13 protein-coding genes are annotated in these 18,661 nt (G+C 64.0%); 6 read left to right on the top strand and 7 right to left on the bottom strand.

Features of this window, described 5'->3' with window-relative positions; all coding sequences use genetic code 11:
- Positions 1-127: 127 nt before the first annotated feature.
- On the bottom strand, positions 128-529 hold the full coding sequence (locus XdyCFBP7245_RS09270) for a DUF4124 domain-containing protein (RefSeq protein WP_170068588.1): 402 nt from the start codon (positions 527-529) through the stop codon (positions 128-130).
- Between the two features lie 123 nt (positions 530-652).
- On the opposite strand from XdyCFBP7245_RS09270, the gene pssA reads away from it, so the two are divergent.
- The 5 genes from pssA (at position 653) to XdyCFBP7245_RS09245 (ending at position 5,731) form a co-directional block, all read left to right on the top strand.
- Positions 653-1,426 (top strand): CDP-diacylglycerol--serine O-phosphatidyltransferase, encoded by a 774-nt coding sequence (gene pssA, locus XdyCFBP7245_RS09265; RefSeq protein ID WP_104615394.1) that lies wholly within the window; start codon positions 653-655, stop codon positions 1,424-1,426.
- A gap of 22 nt (positions 1,427-1,448) precedes the next feature.
- Positions 1,449-1,901, top strand: coding sequence for an alanine acetyltransferase (locus XdyCFBP7245_RS09260; RefSeq protein WP_211287667.1), 453 nt, complete (start codon positions 1,449-1,451; stop codon positions 1,899-1,901).
- The gene (rimI, locus tag XdyCFBP7245_RS09255) at positions 1,898-2,380 is read left to right on the top strand and encodes a ribosomal protein S18-alanine N-acetyltransferase (RefSeq protein ID WP_170068587.1); all 483 of its coding nucleotides are present in this window, start codon (positions 1,898-1,900) and stop codon (positions 2,378-2,380) included. Before XdyCFBP7245_RS09260 ends, rimI begins: the two co-directional genes overlap by 4 nt.
- An 833-nt stretch (positions 2,381-3,213) precedes the next feature.
- Positions 3,214-4,347: a pectate lyase family protein gene (locus XdyCFBP7245_RS09250; RefSeq protein WP_104615391.1), complete on the top strand. Its 1,134-nt coding sequence runs from the start codon at positions 3,214-3,216 to the stop codon at positions 4,345-4,347.
- A gap of 286 nt (positions 4,348-4,633) precedes the next feature.
- Positions 4,634-5,731 carry a pectate lyase family protein gene (locus XdyCFBP7245_RS09245; RefSeq protein ID WP_211287666.1) on the top strand — a complete coding sequence of 366 codons (1,098 nt, stop codon included), beginning with the start codon at positions 4,634-4,636 and terminating at the stop codon, positions 5,729-5,731.
- Positions 5,732-6,032: 301 nt separating this feature from the next.
- On the opposite strand, the gene XdyCFBP7245_RS09240 is transcribed toward XdyCFBP7245_RS09245, so the two are convergent.
- On the bottom strand, positions 6,033-8,006 hold the full coding sequence (locus tag XdyCFBP7245_RS09240; RefSeq protein ID WP_104615389.1) for a transglycosylase SLT domain-containing protein: 1,974 nt from the start codon (positions 8,004-8,006) through the stop codon (positions 6,033-6,035).
- A gap of 271 nt (positions 8,007-8,277) precedes the next feature.
- Here XdyCFBP7245_RS09240 and XdyCFBP7245_RS09235 point away from each other — a divergent pair, with 271 nt between their 5' ends.
- The gene (locus XdyCFBP7245_RS09235) at positions 8,278-11,157 is read left to right on the top strand and encodes a TonB-dependent receptor (RefSeq protein ID WP_104615388.1); all 2,880 of its coding nucleotides are present in this window, start codon (positions 8,278-8,280) and stop codon (positions 11,155-11,157) included.
- Positions 11,158-11,353: 196 nt separating this feature from the next.
- Here XdyCFBP7245_RS09235 and XdyCFBP7245_RS09230 read toward each other — a convergent pair whose 3' ends face one another.
- From XdyCFBP7245_RS09230 to betT, 5 genes are all read right to left on the bottom strand, one after another.
- Entirely contained in the window at positions 11,354-12,556 is a 1,203-nt protein-coding gene (locus XdyCFBP7245_RS09230; protein WP_104615387.1) for an FAD-dependent monooxygenase, read from the bottom strand.
- Positions 12,557-12,614: 58 nt separating this feature from the next.
- Entirely contained in the window at positions 12,615-13,067 is a 453-nt protein-coding gene (locus XdyCFBP7245_RS09225; RefSeq protein WP_104615386.1) for a MarR family winged helix-turn-helix transcriptional regulator, read from the bottom strand.
- 192 nt (positions 13,068-13,259) lie between these two features.
- A complete protein-coding gene (gene betA / locus XdyCFBP7245_RS09220; RefSeq protein WP_104615430.1) occupies positions 13,260-14,930 on the bottom strand; it encodes a choline dehydrogenase in 1,671 nt (556 codons plus the stop codon).
- 148 nt (positions 14,931-15,078) lie between these two features.
- A complete protein-coding gene (gene betB, locus XdyCFBP7245_RS09215; protein WP_104615385.1) occupies positions 15,079-16,551 on the bottom strand; it encodes a betaine-aldehyde dehydrogenase in 1,473 nt (490 codons plus the stop codon).
- 38 nt (positions 16,552-16,589) lie between these two features.
- Positions 16,590-18,569, bottom strand: coding sequence for a choline BCCT transporter BetT (betT, locus tag XdyCFBP7245_RS09210; RefSeq protein ID WP_104615384.1), 1,980 nt, complete (start codon positions 18,567-18,569; stop codon positions 16,590-16,592).
- Between the last annotated feature and the right edge of the window lie 92 nt (positions 18,570-18,661).

Below are 18,661 nucleotides of genomic sequence, written 5' to 3'. Positions count from 1 at the left end.
CAGTGCGAGCCCGGCCACAGGGCTGCGGATGTGCCCGCGCCGCCTTCGGCAGGCAGCACGCCAACGTTGCGGTGGGTTATTTCACTACTGAAACGGCCTGACAGCCGCTCACGCTGTCCTGCTGAACTCAGCTGGCCGGACCGCCGGTCGCTGCCGGCTTGCAATAGGCCTTGGCGGCGGCTTCGGCCAGATTGCGCTGCGCGGCGCGGGCGTCCGGATCCAGTGGCGTGCCGGGCTTGCCGTCGGTGCCGGCGCCCATGGTCACCTCGCCCTTACCGCTGAGCAGCTCCAGGTTGCGGCGTGCGGTGAGGCAGTCGGCCGATTCGGGCGTGGCGGTCTCTGGCGCGGCGATGGCCGCGGTGCCGCTGCGTGCGTCGATCCGGCGCGATTCGTAGCGCTGGCCGGTCGGTGGCGGGGTTTCGGTGTAGTGGGTCACGCCCTTGGCGTCCTTCCACTTATAGAGCTCGGTGGCGCCTGCAGTGGCGCTGAGCAGCAGCAACAGGGCGCAAAGCCCGGACGACAGGTGCATGTGGCTTCCCCTGGATGATTCCCGCCGCGATTGCAGCATCCACGGCCCGCGCTGGCAAGTGATCGCGCGCCGCGGGTGCGGGCGCGCTACCGCCGGACGGACCTCAGGCCCTACACTTGCCGGATGGATGAAATGAGACCGCCCCCGCGCTCGCGCACGATTTACCTGCTGCCGAACCTGTTCACCACCGCCGGGTTGTTTTCCGGTTTCTATGCCATCATCGCCGCCGCCAATGGTCAGTTCGTCCAGGCGGCGATGGCGGTATTCGTGGCGGCGGTGATGGACGGGTTGGACGGCCGGGTCGCGCGCCTGACCAATACCAGCAGCGAATTCGGTGTGCAGTACGACTCGCTGGCCGATCTGGTCAGCTTCGGCATGGCCCCGGCGCTGGTGATGTACCACTGGTCACTGTCGGCGCTGAAATACGACAGCAACGTGATGGGCCGGGTCGGCTGGTCGGCCGCCTTCTTGTATGCGGCCTGCGCGGCGTTGCGGCTGGCGCGCTTCAATACCCAGGTCGGCGTGGTCGACAAACGCTGGTTCATCGGCCTGGCCAGCCCGGCCGCGGCCGGCTTGATGATGTCTTTTGTGTGGGCGTTCGCCGACGACAGCCTGGGCTTCGATGGCGAGCAGCTGCGCTACGTGGCACTGGCGGTCACGGTGGTGTCGGCACTGTTGATGGTCAGCCGGATTCGCTTCTGGAGCTTCAAGGGCGGCGCGCGTGGCACGCGTGCCGACCGTGTGCCGTTTCTGGCATTGGCGGTCGCTACGGTGGTGATCGCGCTGTTGGTGATCGATCTGGCGCGGTCGCTGCTGGTGATCGGCGTGCTGTATGCGTTGTCCGGCCCGGCGATGTGGCTGTGGCGGCGCTGGCGGCGCGTGCCCGAGCTGCCATGAGCCGGCACGCATGAGCGAGTCTGTGCACGAGCCGGTGTGGTCGGATCTGCAGGTGTCGTGCCTGCAGGCGATGGGGCACACCGTGTACCTGGATCGCGACACCGCCGATACGCCGCCTGCGCCGGTCGACGTTGTAGAGCACGCGCCAGCGCCCGCACCAGTGCGTGCGCAACGTGTCACGCCGGCGGCTCCGGTTGCTGCACCGCCGGCCCGGCGCTCGGCTCCCACCGCGCCGCCCGACGCGGGTGCACCTGGCACGCGCTCGGCAGCTGCGCCGCAACGACGCAGCCGCGTTGGTCTACCCGACCGTTTGCAGATGGCGCTGCTGCGCGCGTCCGGTTGCGACCCGGGCGATCCGTCGACCCAAGCCTTGATGGCCTCCTGGCCGCTGGCCGAGTTGCGTGGCAACCCGGCCGCCAAGCGCGCGCTGTGGCCGCAGCTGCGCGCGCTGCGTCGCCGTCAGGGCCCGGCGTGAGCGCGATGAACGCCCCGCTGCCCACGTCACTGCGTGCCATGCGCGAAAGCGATCTGGACGCGGTGATGGAGATCGAGCTGCGTGCCTATCCGTTTCCGTGGACGCGCAGCATCTTTCGCGATTGCCTGCAGGCCGGTTACCCGGGTTGGGTGATGGAGCAGGGCGGCCAGGTCATCGGTTACGGCATCATCAGCGTCGCCGCCGACGAGGCACATATTCTCAATGTCTGCATTGCGCCAGAAGCGCAGTCGCAAGGACACGGCCGCGTGTTGTTGCGTGCGCTGGTCAAGGGCGCCTGCGACCGCGGCGCGCGGCGCGCATTTTTGGAAGTGCGCCCGTCCAATCCCTCGGCGATTGCGCTGTATCACGCCGAAGGCTTCAATGAGATCGGCCGGCGCCCACGCTACTACCCCTCCCACACCGGACGCGAAGATGCGCTGGTGATGGCGATCGAGTTGTTTTTCGAAGGGTTTTCCTAAGCGCTGCGGCAGCCTCGTCTTCGTAGGCTGCCCATCATCGAATCGCCTGCAGGTACCGACAGTATGCATGACGTATGCGTCGGCTGGCGGCTGTGCGCATGAAACGTGCGCGCCTGCCTGAGGGCGCTTAAGTCCCCGCAGTCAATCTTGTCTGAGTGTGGCATGCGTATTGGTTGTTGCAGGCGGAGGCGACGCAGAGTGGCACGTTCTCTCTAGCCCATCGCGACACCAGCAGCGAGGTCGGTCGTTGTGTTGTTTTCGATCGCGCGGTCTTGCGCATGGCTTGCATCAAACAGTGCAGGTGTGCAGATGCGTCTCCATCCGGTCGGCTGCATCACAGGTGTTCTACGTGTGCTTGTTGGCTGGCACTGCACATAGCGATTTCGGTGCCTGTCGCGGCGTGATGCGGTGCGTTCGTATCGATGCCTCAAGCGTGTGTGCAGCGCACACGCGCTTGTCGGCACACGCGATTGTCATCAGCGCGTTGCAGCGATGTTTTTCCAGAAAAAGCGCGCACATGTGATTTCACCAGCACGCGGCGTTGAATGCATATCCAGCTGCACTGCAGCACCCATCATGCTGCGCTGCAGTGTCCCTGGCGCTGTCTCTGCGTGTCTTGATTACAGCGTTTTGTCTTCTCTTTGGTGTCTCGCAACCGTTTGCGTGACTGCGCGTGCACATCGATGCATTGCCTAGATACAAGCGATTGCGATGCTCCTAGTATCGTTTTCGCGGAACTGAATATTACAGAGATGAAAAGTACGTTCCGCAGTCGATAGACGAGGAATGTGCCGCCGCGCGGCGCATCGAACCCATTCGAGGGAGACATCAAGATGAAGCCGAAATTTTCGACGGCGGCCGCCGCGTCGCTGTTTGTCGGGTCGTTGCTGCTCACTGGCGTTGCAAGCGCCGATCCTGCGCTGGAAGTGGCGACCACTGGGTGGGCGACACAGAACGGCGGCACCAAGGGCGGCTCCAAAGCTGCTGGTGCCGATATCTACACGGTCACTAACGCGGCCGATCTGAAGAAGGCGCTCAAGGCCAGCGCAGGCAGCAACGGACGCATCATCAAGATCAGCGGCATCATCGATGTCAGCGAAGGCAAGCCTTACACCAAGACCTCGGACATGAAGACGCGTGCGCGTCTGGATATCCCGACCAAAACCACGTTGATCGGCATCACCAGCAACGCCGAAATCCGCGAAGGCTATTTCTACGTCAAGGCTAACGACGTCATCATCCGTAACCTCACCATCGAAAATCCATGGGACCCGGAGCCGGTTTGGGATCCGGATGACGGTAGCGCCGGCAACTGGAACTCCGAGTACGACGGCCTGACCGTGGAAGGCGCCAGCAACGTGTGGGTGGACCACGTGACCTTTACCGATGGTCGCCGCACCGACGATCAGAACGGCACCGCCAACGGCCGCCCCAAGCAAAATCACGACGGCGCAATGGACGTCAAGAAGGGCGCCAACTTCGTGACCATCTCGTACTCGGCATTCAAGTCGCATGAGAAGAACGACTTGATCGGCTCCAGCGACAGCGCTTCGAGCACCGACAGCGGCAAGCTCAAGGTGACCATCCACAACACCTTGTTCGAAAACATCTCCGCGCGAGCCCCGCGGGTGCGTTTTGGCCAGGTGCATTTGTACAACAACTACCACGTGGGCAGCACCAGCAATAAGGTCTACCCGTTCTCGCATGCGCATGGCGTGGGTAAGGAATCGAAGATCTTTTCCGAGCGCAACGTGTTCGAGATCAGTGGCGTGAGCAGCTGCGACAAGATCGCAGCCGACTACGGTGGCAGCGTATATCGCGATCAGGGCTCGCTGCTCAATGGCAAGGCCTTGAGCTGCTCCTGGAACAGCAATATCGGTTGGACTCCGCCTTACACCTACAGCCTGCTGTCGGCCGACAAGGTGGCTGCGGACGTCAAGGCAAAAGCCGGCGCCGGCAAGCTGTAAACGATCGCATCTGCTGAAGACGTTGCCACGCGCAGTGCACGACAACGTGCGCTGCGCGTGGCGCGTCGCCATTCCAAAAACGCAGGTGCAACATAGTAAAAATGTACTTTTAAATAATGTACATAAGCATTAGGATCGGTCCGGTTCGCTAGGGGACTGGCCTGTTGGCCTGGGCGAACGCACGGGGAGCACGCCGCGCAGCGGCGTGTCACGCATCACTCATTCAAGAGACTTCATCACCATGTCGAACGTATCGACTGTTGTGGGACGTACCGTTGTGGGCGTTATGTTGAGCGCCGCGTTGTTGTCGACCACCGCTTATGCAGCAGACCCCGCGCTGGAGGTTGCCACCACCGGCTGGGCCACCCAGAACGGCGGCACCAAAGGCGGTTCCAAGGCCTCCGCAGCGGACACCTATACCGTCAGCAACGCAGCGCAGTTGAAGGCTGCGCTGAAGGCTAGTGCGGGTAGTAACGGGCGCATCATCAAGGTCAAGGGTGTCATCGACATCAGCGAAGGCAAGGCATACACCAAGACCTCGGACATGAAGACGCGTGCGCGTCTGGATATCCCCACCAAGACCACCTTGATCGGCGTCGGCACCAACGCCGAAATCCGCGAAGGCTATTTCTACGTCAAGGCCAACGACGTCATCGTGCGCAACCTCACCATCGAAAATCCGTGGGATCCGGAACCGAAGTGGGATGCCGACGATGGCGACAACGGCAACTGGAATTCCGAGTACGACGGTCTGACCGTGGAAGGCGCCAGCAACGTGTGGGTGGACCACGTCACCTTTACCGATGGCCGCCGCACCGACGATCAGAACGGCACCGCCAACGGCCGGCCGAAGCAGCACCACGACGGCGCAATGGACGTCAAGAAGGGCGCCAACTTCGTGACCATCTCGTACTCGGCCTTCAAGTCGCACGAGAAGAACAGCCTGATCGGCTCCAGCGACAGCGCCTCCAGCACCGACAGCGGCAAGCTCAAGGTAACCATCCACAACACCTTGTTCGAAAACATCTCCGCGCGCGCGCCGCGGGTACGTTTCGGCCAGGTGCATCTGTACAACAATTACCACGTGGGCAGCACCAGCAATAAGGTCTACCCGTTCTCGCACGCGCATGGCGTGGGCAAGGAATCGAAGATCTTCTCCGAGAACAATGCCTTCGACATCAGCGGTGTGAGCAGTTGCGACAAGATCGCCGCCGATTACAAGGGCAGCGTGTACCGCGACCAGGGCTCTCTGCTCAATGGCAAGGCGTTGAGCTGCTCCTGGAACAGCAACATCGGCTGGAAGCCGCCGTATACCTACAATCTGCTGTCTGCCAACAAGGTGGCTGCCGACGTCAAGGCCAAGGCCGGTGCAGGCAAACTGTAACTGACGCCACATGCAGCGCTGCGAGGGTTGCAGCGCTGTACGCAATGACACAACGCCCGCAGCGATGCGGGCGTTGTGCGTTTACGCGCTGCCATCGACGTCCGGGTGTTCCGCTTGAGGATAGTCAGCGATGCGATGAGGTGATAGCGCGATGCCGCCACGCTGCAAAGGTCACAATCGCGCCGTGTCCTGCACGCGGTCAGGGCATCGCACTTCGATCAAAGCAAAGACCGAGTAGAACAACGCAACGGCGCAAACGCGCCCGCTTCGCCAGGCGGCATACGCGTCGGCAAAAGTGCACTCAGTCCTGCGTTGCGTTGCTCGCACTCTGGCCCGGCGTGCACACCGGCGTTTGACGCTTGTCCACCAGCTTGCCCATCAGCCGGTCGCTCAGCGGCAGCATGTCGCCGTTGAGGCGCCAGTCGTAGATCACGCTGAAAGCCAGGACACGCGCAACGTACTCGCGGGTTTCCTTGTAGCTGATGGTCTCGATCCAGAAGTCCGGTTCGAAGCCCGGCCGTTGCGATTGCCAGCGGCCGGTCGGGCCGGGTCCGGCGTTATACGCGGCGATGGTCAGATACGGCAAGCCATAGGTGTTGAGCAACTGGCGCAGGTACGCGGTGCCGATGGCAATGTTGGTGTCCGGCTCGTACAGACTGGCGGCACCCGCGTAGCCGGGCAGGGCGATGCCCTTGGCGACCGCCGCACCGGTGCCGGGCAACACCTGCATCAGGCCCATCGCATTGGCCGGCGAACGCGCACGTGGATTGAAGATGCTTTCGGCGCGGATCTCCGCGGCAACCCAGGCCGGATCGATGGCGTTCTTTGCGGCTTCGCGGCGAATGCTCTCATCGTGATGCAGCGGGAAGCGCAGCGCATACAGCCGTTGCTCGTCCGGCTGTTTGCCGAGCGCAAACACCGCGCGATCGAACCAGCCGTTGTCGCTGGCCACCTCCACCGCCAGGCGGCGCTGGGTGTCGTCGAAACGGCTGGCGGCATCGTTCCACTCCGCCACCGCCCAACCGGGGCGATCGATCTGGAACAACGCAATCGCACGGGTCAATGCCGGGTCGCGCGCCACCGCGGCCTTGGCCTGCGGGCTGTCCTTGGGCTCCCATGGGCACAGCCGATACGGCTGCTGCAGGCGGTCGGCGGCCAGGAAGCCGTGGAAGGTGGGCGACTGCGCAGCGGCGCGATACAACGGCTGTGCCGCCGCCGCCGAACCGGTCTTCTCGGTGAGGCGCGCTTCGAAATACTGCCAGCGCGAATCGGCGCGCTGGCTGGCCGGCATCTTGCGGATGGCGGCCAAGGCTGCAGGCCAATCGCCACGCGACATCGCCTCGCGCGCGCGCCATTCGTGCAGGCGCTCGTCGTAGGCCGCATCGGGCACCGCGTTGAGCCTGCGCGCCGAATCCGGCAGGTAAGACGCCACCGTCCACAACGCAATCTGATACAGCACCTGCCCGCGCTGCGCGTCGCTGAAACCCAACGCGCTGGCGAACTGCGGCAACTGTTGCTCGGCGCCGTCCGGGTCGGTCTTGGCAAGCTTGGCCAGGCCATCGACGGCGATGCGGCGGCTGCGCTCGGTCTTGGGCCAACCCAGTGCACGCGGGTGGACCTTGTCGAGAAAGGCAGCGTAATCGGTGGCCAGTGCCAGCTCGGCCGCCGGCAAGCCACGCGCCGCCGCACGCATCACCGCAGGCAGCTGCGCATCGGCAGCGGCTTCCACACGTTCCCAGCGCAGTGCCGGAGTGAGTTCTCCGCGCGACTCCAGCCCCGCCACCACCGGCTCGCACGCATCCGGCAACGCCTTGCCGTTGCGCCACAGAGTGAGCGCATCGCGGCTCCACTGTGCGTCCAGCTTGCCGGTGGCCTGGCGCGCGGTCAGCTGCGCGCAGCGCAGCCCTACGTTATCGGTGGTCTTCCAGTTGGCCAGCAACGTGGTCCAGTCCTGGCGGCGTGCGACCGCCGGCAACCAGGTGCTACGGAAGCTCTCGGCCACTGGCTGGCCTGCGTAGCGCTGCAAGAATCCCTGCGCCTGCGCGTTGGAGACGGTGTCGATGTTGCGCTTGAGCGTGGCGTACTCCAGCCAGCCGTAGAGCGGATGGCGGCTCAATGCCGAGAGCTGGGCGGGATCGGATTGGCCGCGCTCTGCGGCGGCGATCGCATCGCGCATGGCAGTCAATTGCGGATCCAGGCTTTGCGCATGCAGCGCAGTGCTGCCAAGGCACAACAGGCCGACGAAAACAGTGGCAAGACGCGGGAAATAAGTCATCGCGCGACTATACCGAAGCACGCCTGAGCGCTTGAGTGAATACGCATCGCGCCTGACAGCGCATGTCCTGTCGATGCCGCTGTGCGTTCGTCGTCTGGACGATGCGCTTGCGCGTCTGCATCGGCATCCGCGCTCACACCATGCACTGCGACGCGCATCGCAGTGCTGCACCGCCAGATTGCGGTGCGTTAAGGTTTCGTTTACAACTTGGGCCGGACCGCAGGGCACGGGGGCGTGCGGACACTTAAAGATCCTTCTGGAGAGAGAAAGGATGAAGCGTCTGATTGGCCCGTCTCGGTCATGCCTGGCCGTGCAGTTGTCGTTGTGTCTGATTCCCACGCTGGCCTGGGCGCAACAGCCCGAGGCGACCCCCGGTACGCGCACGCTCGATAGCGTGCAAGTCACCGGCACCCGCATCAGAACTGCCGAGCTGCAAGGCCAGGTGCCGATCCAGACGCTCAACCGCGCCGACATCGAGCGCACCGGTCTGACCTCGATCGGCGAAGTGCTGCAGGAACTCACCGCGTCCGGTTCGGCGCTCAACGCCAAGTTCAATTCGTCCGGCAATTTCGGCTTTCCGCCCGACGGCGGCGGCGTGGGCGCGGGTTCGGCGCAGGTGGATCTGCGCCACCTCGGCTCCAAGCGCGTGCTGGTGCTGGTCGATGGCATCCGCTGGGTCAACGAGTCGTCCGCCTCGGGTGTGGGTTCGTCGACCGACCTCAATACCATTCCGCTGGCGATCGTCGAACGCATCGAAGTGCTCGAAGACGGCGCCTCGTCGTTATACGGATCCGATGCGATTGCCGGTGTGGTCAACATCATCACCCGACGCAGCTTCGACGGTGCGCAGGTCACGCTCAACTACGGCCAGTACGGCAAGGGCGATGGCGCCAACCAGGGCGTGGATCTGGCCTGGGGCACCAGCGGCGAGGATTTCAGCCTGTTTTTAGGCGCCAGCTACGTCAAGCAGGACCCGATCTATGCGCGCGACCGAGCGCAGGCACGCTTCCCGATCCCGGGCACCGGCCTGACCTTCGGCAGCTCAGCCACCCCGGATGGGCGCTTTCAGTTCGTCGACCCCACGACCGGCGCGCGCCAGAACCTCACGCCCAATGCCGGCGTGGGCACGCCGCAATACGACGGCAGCGCGGGATGCACGCGCAGCGACGACTACCACTGCTTCGGCACCGCAGACCGCTACAACTTCGCCGAGCAGAACCTGCTGCTGACACCGTCCGAGCGCAAGGGCGTGTTTGCGCAATTCCGCTATTACTTCAACGACGATGTGCAGTGGTACGTCAAGGCGTTGGGCAATCGGCGCGAGTCGACCAACCAGGCCGCGCCGGAGCCGATCTTTCTCGGCCCCGATGCCGGCACCGGCAATCCGCTCGCCGACAACATCGTGATTTCTGGCTTGAATCCGTTCAATCCGTTCGGCTTCGATCTGAATTCGGCCACCAACCTGATCCAGATCGGCCGGCGTCCGGTGGAAGGCGGGCCGCGTCGTTACGAGCAGCAGGTGGATACGCAGTACTTCGGCACCGGGCTGGTGGGCACCTTCGAAGCGGCCGCGCGCACCTGGTATTGGGACGTCAACGGCATGTACAGCAAGAACAAGGCCGAGCAGACCAACTACGGCAGCTACAACCTGTTCAACATCAATCTGGCGTTAGGCGATCCGGCTGCATGCGCGGCGGTGGCCGGCTGCGTGCCGCTGGACATCTTCAGCGGGGCAGGCAGCATCACGCCGGACATGCTGCGCTGGATCCAGCCGGTGGTGCGCGACCGCAGCCAGAACGAGTTGAGCCTGTTCACCGCCAACCTCAGCAGCGAATTGTTCCAGCTGCCGGGCGGCGCGGTGTCGTTTGCCAGCGGCTACGAATACCGCAAGTACGAGGGCTCATATCAGCCCGATCCGCTCACCGTGGCCGGCCGCTACAACGGCGTGCCGTCGTTGCCGACCTCCGGTAGCTACGACGTCAACGAGGCGTATCTCGAACTCAATATTCCGATCTTCGCCAACTCGTCGTTGGGCGACAAACTCGATCTGAATATCGCCGGGCGCTATTCGGATTACTCCACCTTCGGCGGCGAATTCACGCCGAAGTACGGCCTGCGTTGGCAGGTCACCGACGAGTTGGTGTTGCGGACCAGCTACGCCGAAGGCTTCCGTGCACCGACCATCGGCGAGCTGTTCGGTTCGGCCGCGCGCGCCGACCTGCAGCTATCCGATCCATGCTCGATCGGCCTGGGCGGCACCGCCCCGCGCGGCAGTGCGGCCAACTGCGCCGCACTCGGCGTGCCGGGCGGTTACCAGCAGGCCAACCAGCAGATCTCGGTGACCACCGGCGGCAACGAGCAGCTGGACCCGGAGCGCTCGCGCAGCTTCAGCGCCGGCTTTGTGTTCAGCCCGGGCTTTGCCAGCAACGCCAGCTGGTCCGACCGGCTGGACATGGAAGTGACGTTCTATCGCCATCATGTCGATGGCGCGATCCAGGCCATCAATGCGCAGACGCAGCTGGATCTATGCGTGGACACGCTGGATGCGCTGTACTGCGACGGCATCGGGCGCGCGTCCACCGGTGGCATCAACGCCTTCAACAACCGGCTGACCAATCTAGGCTCGATCAAGACCGATGGTTGGGACGTGGATCTGTTCTGGACGCTGCCGGAAAGCGCGTTCGGCCGCTTCAAGGTGTCGTGGCAAAACACTTTCGTGGGCCGTTACGAAGCGCTGGGTGCGGCCGGCCAGCGGCAGCCACAGGGGCCGGGCATCGAAGTGGTCGACAGTGCGATTCCCGAGTGGACCAGCAATGCCGTGCTGGATTGGTCGTTGGGTCACTGGACCGCATCGTGGACGGCGCGCCACATCTCCAAGCTCACCGAGCAATGCGGCGATGCGGTGGAGTTTGCGGTGTGCTCCAATCCTGCCGTGGGCACCAATCGGCTGGACGCGATCACGTATCACGATGCGCAGGTGGGGTATCGCGTCGATTGGCTCAAGGGCCTGCAACTCACGGCTGGCTTGAACAACGTGTTCGACAAAGATCCGCCGCTCTGCCTGTCGTGCTCACTCAATGGCTATGACGCATCCACTTACGACATTCCCGGTGGGCGCTTCTGGTATGCGCGTGTGGATTTGAAGTTCTAGGGGCGGCTGGATGTTGCGTGGTGCTTCCGTGAGAACCACGCTGGCTGATTGGGTAATCGAAGCGCTACGAAGCTGTCGTCTTCGCAGCGCTTCTGGTCTTGGCCTGTGGTGCGCAGGTGCCGGTTGCCTGCGGATCGCAGCGGCGCACTGCAGCGCGGGCGCGTTGTCGTGTTGTCTATTGGTGACAACACCTGTTTCAGCGTGGCTCTACCGGCCGATAGTCTGGCAAGGCGATGCTGTTGGAATCGCGCGCAAAACTGTTGTTGATGACGCGTCGGACAAGCGGGGTGCCTGCCAGACGCATCGCGCCGCGCAGCAGCGTCAGCCCGACAGTGGAGTGCGGCCAGAGCAGGCGAGGGACGATCTTGGGAACGTTCTGCCCCTCTTTGACGAACGGGCGCATGATCCGTTCGTAGTGCGTAAACGCTTGCGTCGGTGCGCTGGCCTGGGCAAGTTCGCCCGCCAGTACGTAGCTGCCGACCATCGCCAGCGTCGTGCCGATGCCCGACAGCGATGTGGGGCACCACGCGGCATCGCCGGTCAACACTACCCGGCCGGCAGACCAGCGCGGCATGCGCACCTGCCGCATTACCTCGAAGTAGAAATCGTCGACATCCTTCATCGCCTCGAGAATGCGCGGGAACTCCCAGCCGTCGTTGGCAAATTGCGCTTGCATGTAGTGCCGTTGCCGCTCCAGGCTCCACGCGTTCTCGCCCTCGGGCCGCTTCTGCAGGCCGAGATAGGCGCCCAGCTTGCCGTCCAGCGCAGGCTTCAATGTCGCGCCGCGCCCGCCCACCGTGTTGTATTGCCTGGCATAGGCACTGTCGTGCGGAAGTCGGGGGATGCTGAAGTACGCAATGGTCATGTCCATCCAGTACGGCACGTTCTCGCCGGGAAACACCAGTTCACGCGTGTGCGCGCCAACGCCTTCGGCGACGATGACAGCGTCGTAGCGTGCGGAGCGGCCGCTGTGGAAAGTGATGTCGACGCCGTCCTGGTCCTGGGCGAGGTCGCAAATGCTGTCGCCGAAGCGATAGGGCACGCGCTCGCAGGTGGCGTCATACAGGATGCGCGCGAGGTCGCCGCGACGGATTTCCAGATCGGCAGTAGGCCCGCCGTCGGTATCGGACTCGTCTGCCTTGAAGCGCGCAATGACGCGATTGTCTTCGCTCACCCAATCGGTGCCGAGTTCCTTGGTGCTACGTTCGAATGCACGCGCTTCCAGTCCCATGCGGCGCAGCACCTCACGCCCATTGCCGCGCACGTCGACGTTCTGGCCGCCATCACGAAACGCCGGCGCGCGTTCGACGACCTCGACCTCGACTCCATAAGCATCGAGCCACCATGCCGCAGTGGTTCCAGCGACGCTTGCGCCACTGATGAGAATCCGACGGGACATGGTGCCGCTCCTGCAGTGAATATATATCATGCATGATACTTAAATATCACGTGTGATGCTATTCGCTTGCGGCGGTTTCCAGATTGTCGATCAGTCGGCCAAGCAGAACGGTCAGCAGTGCGGCTTCCTCGCTGGAAAAGCCCGAGACGCCGACGGCATTGAAGTGAAGCAGCGCGGTGCGCCCGGTGGCAGCAGCGTCTTGGCCGGCATCGGTCAGCCGAACAGTGGCGGCGCGTTTGTCGCTGGACAACGCCTCGCGCGCAATCAGCGCCATCGCTTCGAGCTTGTCCAGCAGCGCCACCATCGCAGGCTGCTTCACTGCGGAGTGGCGCACCAGGTCCCGCTGCAGCATCGGGCCTTTCCACGACAGCAGCAGCAACGGCGCAATCAGCGCAAGTGTCAGCCCGTGTTCGCGCAGGCGCGCGTCGACACTGCGATTGAAGACGCGCGCGGCATGGTTGGCCAGATAGCCGGGCGCGATGGCGGCTTCCGGGTGGATGTCCGAGTTCATGCTCGAAGCATATCCCACGCGTGTGGGGCGATGGCACCGCGCGACTGGGCTATCGCGCGGTGGGGCAGCGTGGCTTGCCCGTCACGGCAAGGCGCATGTCATCGACGATGCCGCAATGCTTGCGATGGGCTGCGGATGCGCGACGCGTCAGAACGCACTTGTGTATCCGCAGTCTTCCATCCTGGCCGATCCCTATCGACGCACCGGCGCATCGCCGGCGATGTAGTAATCGGCCGTGCTGCGCGCCAATGGCGCACGTCCTCGCATGCGGTCGGCGATCTTCTCGGCGATCATGATCGTGGTCGCGTTGAGGTTGCCGGTGATGATGCGCGGCATGATCGAGGCATCGATGACGCGCAGGCCTTCCATGCCATGCACGCGGCCTTGTCCATCCACCACGGCCATGTCATCGGTGCCCATCGCACACGAGCACGACGGGTGATACGCGGTCTCTGCACGCGAGCGTACGAACGCGTCCAGCTCGGCGTCGGTCTTGCAATCGGCGCTGGGGCTGATCTCGCGTCCGCGATAAGCGTCCAGTGCGGGCTGCGCGATGATCTCGCGGGTGATGCGGATCGCATCGCGAAATTCCTGCCAGTCCTGATCGGTGGACTGGTAGTTGAAGAGGATGGACGGATGCTGGCGCGGGTCGCGCGACTTGGCGTGCACGCGCCCGCGGCTGGGCGTGCGCATCGAGCCCACATGCGCCTGAAACCCATGTTCCTTCACCGCATTGCTGCCGTTGTAATTGATCGCCACCGGCAGGAAGTGGTACTGGATGTTGGGCCATTCGAACTCGTCGCGCGTGCGGATAAAGCCGCCGGCTTCGAACTGATTGCTGGCGCCGGTGCCGGTGCCGGCAAACAGCCACTCGGCGCCAATCGCGGGTTGGTTCCACCATTGCAGCGCCGGATACAACGACACCGGTTTGGTGCAGGCGTACTGGATATAGACCTCCAGATGATCCTGCAGATTCTGGCCGACGCCGGGCAGGTCGTGGACCAGCTGGACGTCGAGTGCGCGCAGCAGATCCGGTGCGCCGACGCCGGAGCGCTGCAACAGCTGCGGTGAGGCGATGGCGCCGGCACAGACCAGCACCTCGCGGCGTGCATGCGCATTGATGCCCTCGCTGCTGTTGCCGACAAGGTAATGCACGCCGATCGCGCGCTTGCCGGCAAACAGGATGCGATCGGTGGTGGCGTGGGTGACGATGTGCAAGCCATCGCGCGGCTTTGCCATGTCCAGATACCCACGCGCCGTGCTCGCACGACGGCCCTGTGGCGTCACGGTGCGGTCCATCGGCCCGAAGCCTTCCTGCTGGTAGCCATTGAGATCGTCGGTACGCGGATAGCCTGCCTGCACGCCGGCATCGACCATCGCGTGGAACAGCACGTTGTTGTCGTTCTTCGGCGTAGCCACGCTGACCGGGCCTTCGCCGCCGTGATAATCGTTGGCGCCGATGTCGCGCGTCTCGGCCTTGCGGAAGTAGGGCAACACATCGCGGTAGCTCCAGTCTTCCAGGCCCGGGCGTTTGGCCCAGTGGTCGAAGTCGAGCGCGTTGCCGCGGATGTAGCACATGCCATTGATCAGCGACGAACCGCCCAGCCCTTTGCCGCGCCCGCATTCCATGCGCCGGTTGTCCATGTGCGGCTCCGGCTCGGTTTCATAGGCCCAGTTATAGCGGCGGCCCTGCAGCGGGAATGCCAGTGCGGCGGGCATCTGGGTGCGGAAATCCAGCCGGTAGTCCGGCCCGCCCGCTTCGAGCAAGAGCACCGTCACGCCCGGGTCCTCGGTCAGACGTGCGGCCAGCACGTTGCCTGCCGAACCGGCGCCGATGATGATGTAGTCGTATTCGCGTTGCATGGTGGTCTCCTGATGCGTGTGCGATGCAGCGGCAGTCAAGGCACTGCGCAGTCGCTGTTCTGTGCGCGGCAACGTGCCGTTGCGCGCAGCGCGTGTGGCGGGCGCAACGCACGCATCCATCGATTGCGTGCGTTGCGGCGTGGGCCGCTTAAAACACCGATGCGTAGCGCTCCAGCTCGACCTGGACCGACTTGGTGCGCGTATACGCCTGCAGGGTCGCCAGGCCGTTTTCGCGGCCCACGCCGGACTGCTTGTAACCGCCCACCGGCATTGGCGCAGGCGACTCGCCCCAGGTGTTGATCCAGCAGATGCCCGCTTCCAGGCGATGGATCAGCCGATGCGCACGCGCCAGATCGGGCGTGACCACACCGGCGGCCAATCCGTAGGGTGTCGCATTGGCGCGAGTCACTGCTTCGTCTTCGTCGTCGTAGGTGAGCAGGCTCAGTACCGGCCCGAAGATTTCCTCGCGCACGATCGTCATCACGTCGGTGCAATCGCTGAAGATCGTCGGCGCCACGTAATAGCCCTGCGCCAGCGCACCGTCGCGTAGCCGCTCGCCACCGCAGAGCAGGCGCGCGCCTTCGGCCTTGCCCTGGTCGATGTAGTCCAGCACGCGCTGCATATGCGCGGCGCTGACCATCGGCCCAAACGTCGTGCTCGTATCGAGCGGGTCGCCGATATGGATACGTTGCACGCGCGTCAGCAGCCGCGCTTCGAAGGCGGTGCGCAGCGCACGCGGCACGAACACGCGGGTACCGTTGGTGCACACCTGCCCGGAGCTGTAGAAGTTGGCCATCATCGCGATGTCGGCGGCCAGATCCAGATCGGCATCTGCGCACACGATCAACGGCGATTTGCCGCCCAGCTCCATGGTCACGTCTTTCAATGACGAACTCGATGCGCTGGCCATTACCTTGCGCCCGGTGGCGGTGCCGCCGGTGAAGCTGATCTTTTCGATCTGCGGGTGTTCGGTGAGTGCGGTGCCCACGCTGGCGCCGTCGCCGGGCAGCACGTTGAACACGCCATCGGGCAGGCCGGCTTCAGTGAAGATTTCGGCCAGCTTGAGTGCGGTAAGCGGCGTCACTTCGCTGGGTTTGAAGATCATTGCGTTTCCGGCGGCCAATGCCGGTGCGGCCTTCCACAGCGCGATCTGGATCGGGTAATTCCACGCACCGATCGCGCCGACCACGCCCAGCGGCTCGTGCCGCGTGTAGAAGAAGCTGCCTTCGCGCAAGGGCACCTGTGCACCTTGCAGCGCCTGCGACACGCCGGCGTAATACTCCAGCACGTCGGCACCGGTGACGATGTCCACACTGCGCGTTTCGCTCAGCGGCTTGCCGGTGTTGAGCGTCTCCAGCTCGGCCAGCGCTTCGTTGCGCTCGCGCAGCAACGCCACCGCGCGCAGCAGGATGCGCGAGCGTTCCACCGTCGTCAGCGCGGCCCACACGCGTTGGCCGGCCTGGGCGCTATCGACCGCGGCGTCCAGATCGTCGGCGCCCGCGTTGTGCACGTTGGCCAGCACCTCGCCGGTGGCGGGGTTGATCACTTCGAATGTGTGGCCGCCGCGGGCGGGAACATAACGGCCGCCGATGTACAACAGCTGGTCGGGGAAACGTGGCATGACAAACCTCCTTGGGACGGTCGCCGCAGCGACGCAACTCAACGCGTGAGGTGCAAAAACTGCAGGTGACGCTCGTATTGATCGATGATGTCGTTGATGATTTGTTCGCGGCTGTAGCCGACCAGGTCGTAGTCCTGACTGCCTTCGTACAGATAGACTTCGGCGCGGTAATAGCGCTGGTTGCGCAAGCGCTGCGCCGCAAACGACGGGGTGAGATACCCGCGCATCACAACCTGGTAGCGGAAGCCTTGTTGTTCGCCGTGATCGACGCTGATTTCCATGTCGCCGTCGTCGATCCGGCTGCTGACGTTCCAGCCTTCTTCCTGCAACTGCGTGGTCACCGCCTCGATCGCCGGGCGCACCTGGTCGTGCATGAACCGGTAAACCTCATCGCGCGCCGGGAAGTGCATCGCCTGGCCCAGGCGCTGGCGCCAGCCACCGTGATGACGCGATTGCCCGATGAGCGGGCTGGGGCTGTAGAGTTGCGCACGTTTGCGCTGCGATTCTTCGCTCAGCGCGCGCGACAGACCCCATGCCATCAGCAGCAACACCGCAGAAAACGGCAGAGATGCCAATACCACTGCCGATTTCAGCGCGTCCATGCTACCGGCCAGCAATAAACCTGCAGTGACCACGGCGGTGAGCACGCCCCAGAACACGCGCAGCCAGCGCGGGCCGTCGTCGTGCGGCTCGCCACCGTGCGAGGACAGCGTGGACAGCACCACCGTGCCGGAGTCGGCCGAGGTGACAAAGAACACGAAGCTGATCGCTACCGTCACCGTGATCACGGTACGGCTCCACGGGTAGTTTTGCAGCAGCGAGTACAGCACCGTCTGCGGCGCATCGATGGCCTGTTGCGCCAATGCGCCCTGGCCATGATGGAGCAACTGATCCAGCGCGCTATTGCCGAAGATCGACAGCCACGCCAGGGTGAATCCCAGCGGGATCAGCAACACGCCCAGTACGAATTCGCGAATGGTGCGGCCGCGCGAGATGCGCGCGATGAACAAGCCGACGAAGGGTGCCCAGCCGATCCACCACGCCCAATAGAACACCGTCCAGTTGCCCAACCAGTCGGCACGGCCGCCATAGGCATAGACGTCGAAACTCTTGCCGACCACGCTGCCCAGGTAGTCGCCCAGGTTCTGCATCAAGGCATTGAGCAGGTATTGCGTGGGGCCGGCAAACAGCATGAACAACAGCAGCGCGATCGCCAGCAGCATGTTGATGTCCGACATCCAGCGCACGCCTTTTTCCACGCCCGATACCGCCACCACAATCGCCGCGCCCATCATCGCCACGATCAGCGCGACCTGCACCCAATGCGTATGCGGCACATCGAACAAGGTGCTCAGCCCGGCGTTGAGATGCAGCACGCCAAAGCCCATGTCGGCACCGATGCCGAACACCGTCGCCACGATGCCCAGCGCATCCACGGTGTAGCCGATCGGCCCGTTGATGCGCTTGCCGATCAGCGGATACAGCGCCGAGCGCAGTGCCAGCGGCAGGTTATGACGAAAGGCGAAATACGCCAGCGCCATCGCCGCCAACGCGAACACGCCCCAGCCGTGCAGGCCCCAATGCAGAAACAGCAACTGCATGGCCTGACGTGCGGAGCCTTCGCCGCTGCCGGTGCCACCTTGGGGCGGTTGCAGATAATGGGTCAGCGGTTCGGAGACGCAGAAGAAGAACAGCGTGATGCTGATGCCGGCCGCGAACAACATGCCGGCCCAGGAGAGATAGCTGAATTCCGGCTCGTCGTGATCGGCGCCGAGCTTGATGTTGCCGTAGCTGGAGAGCGCAGTGCCCAGCACGAACACCAGATACAACGTCATCGCCAGCAGGTAGTACCAACCGACATTGCGCGAGGCCCAGTTCTGCGCATCCAGCAGCACGCGGCCTGCGTCCAGCGGAAACAGCGCAACCAGCAAGGCGAATGTGCACACCACCGTCGCTGCCAGCAAAAACACCGGCCGCAAGGTGCGCACCGGTAACGACTGCGGTTCGACTGCACTCATACCGACGCACTCATAGGATGCGTATCACGTGACGTGCTCCCAACGAAAAACCGCCTGCGTTATCGCACGGGCGGTGTCGAGGGGGTGTCGTC

This window comes from Xanthomonas dyei (assembly GCF_002939865.1).
Taxonomy (GTDB): Bacteria; Pseudomonadota; Gammaproteobacteria; order Xanthomonadales; family Xanthomonadaceae; genus Xanthomonas; species Xanthomonas dyei.
Note: the sequence above shows the minus strand (reverse complement) of the source record. Positions and strands in the feature narration are given on the sequence as shown.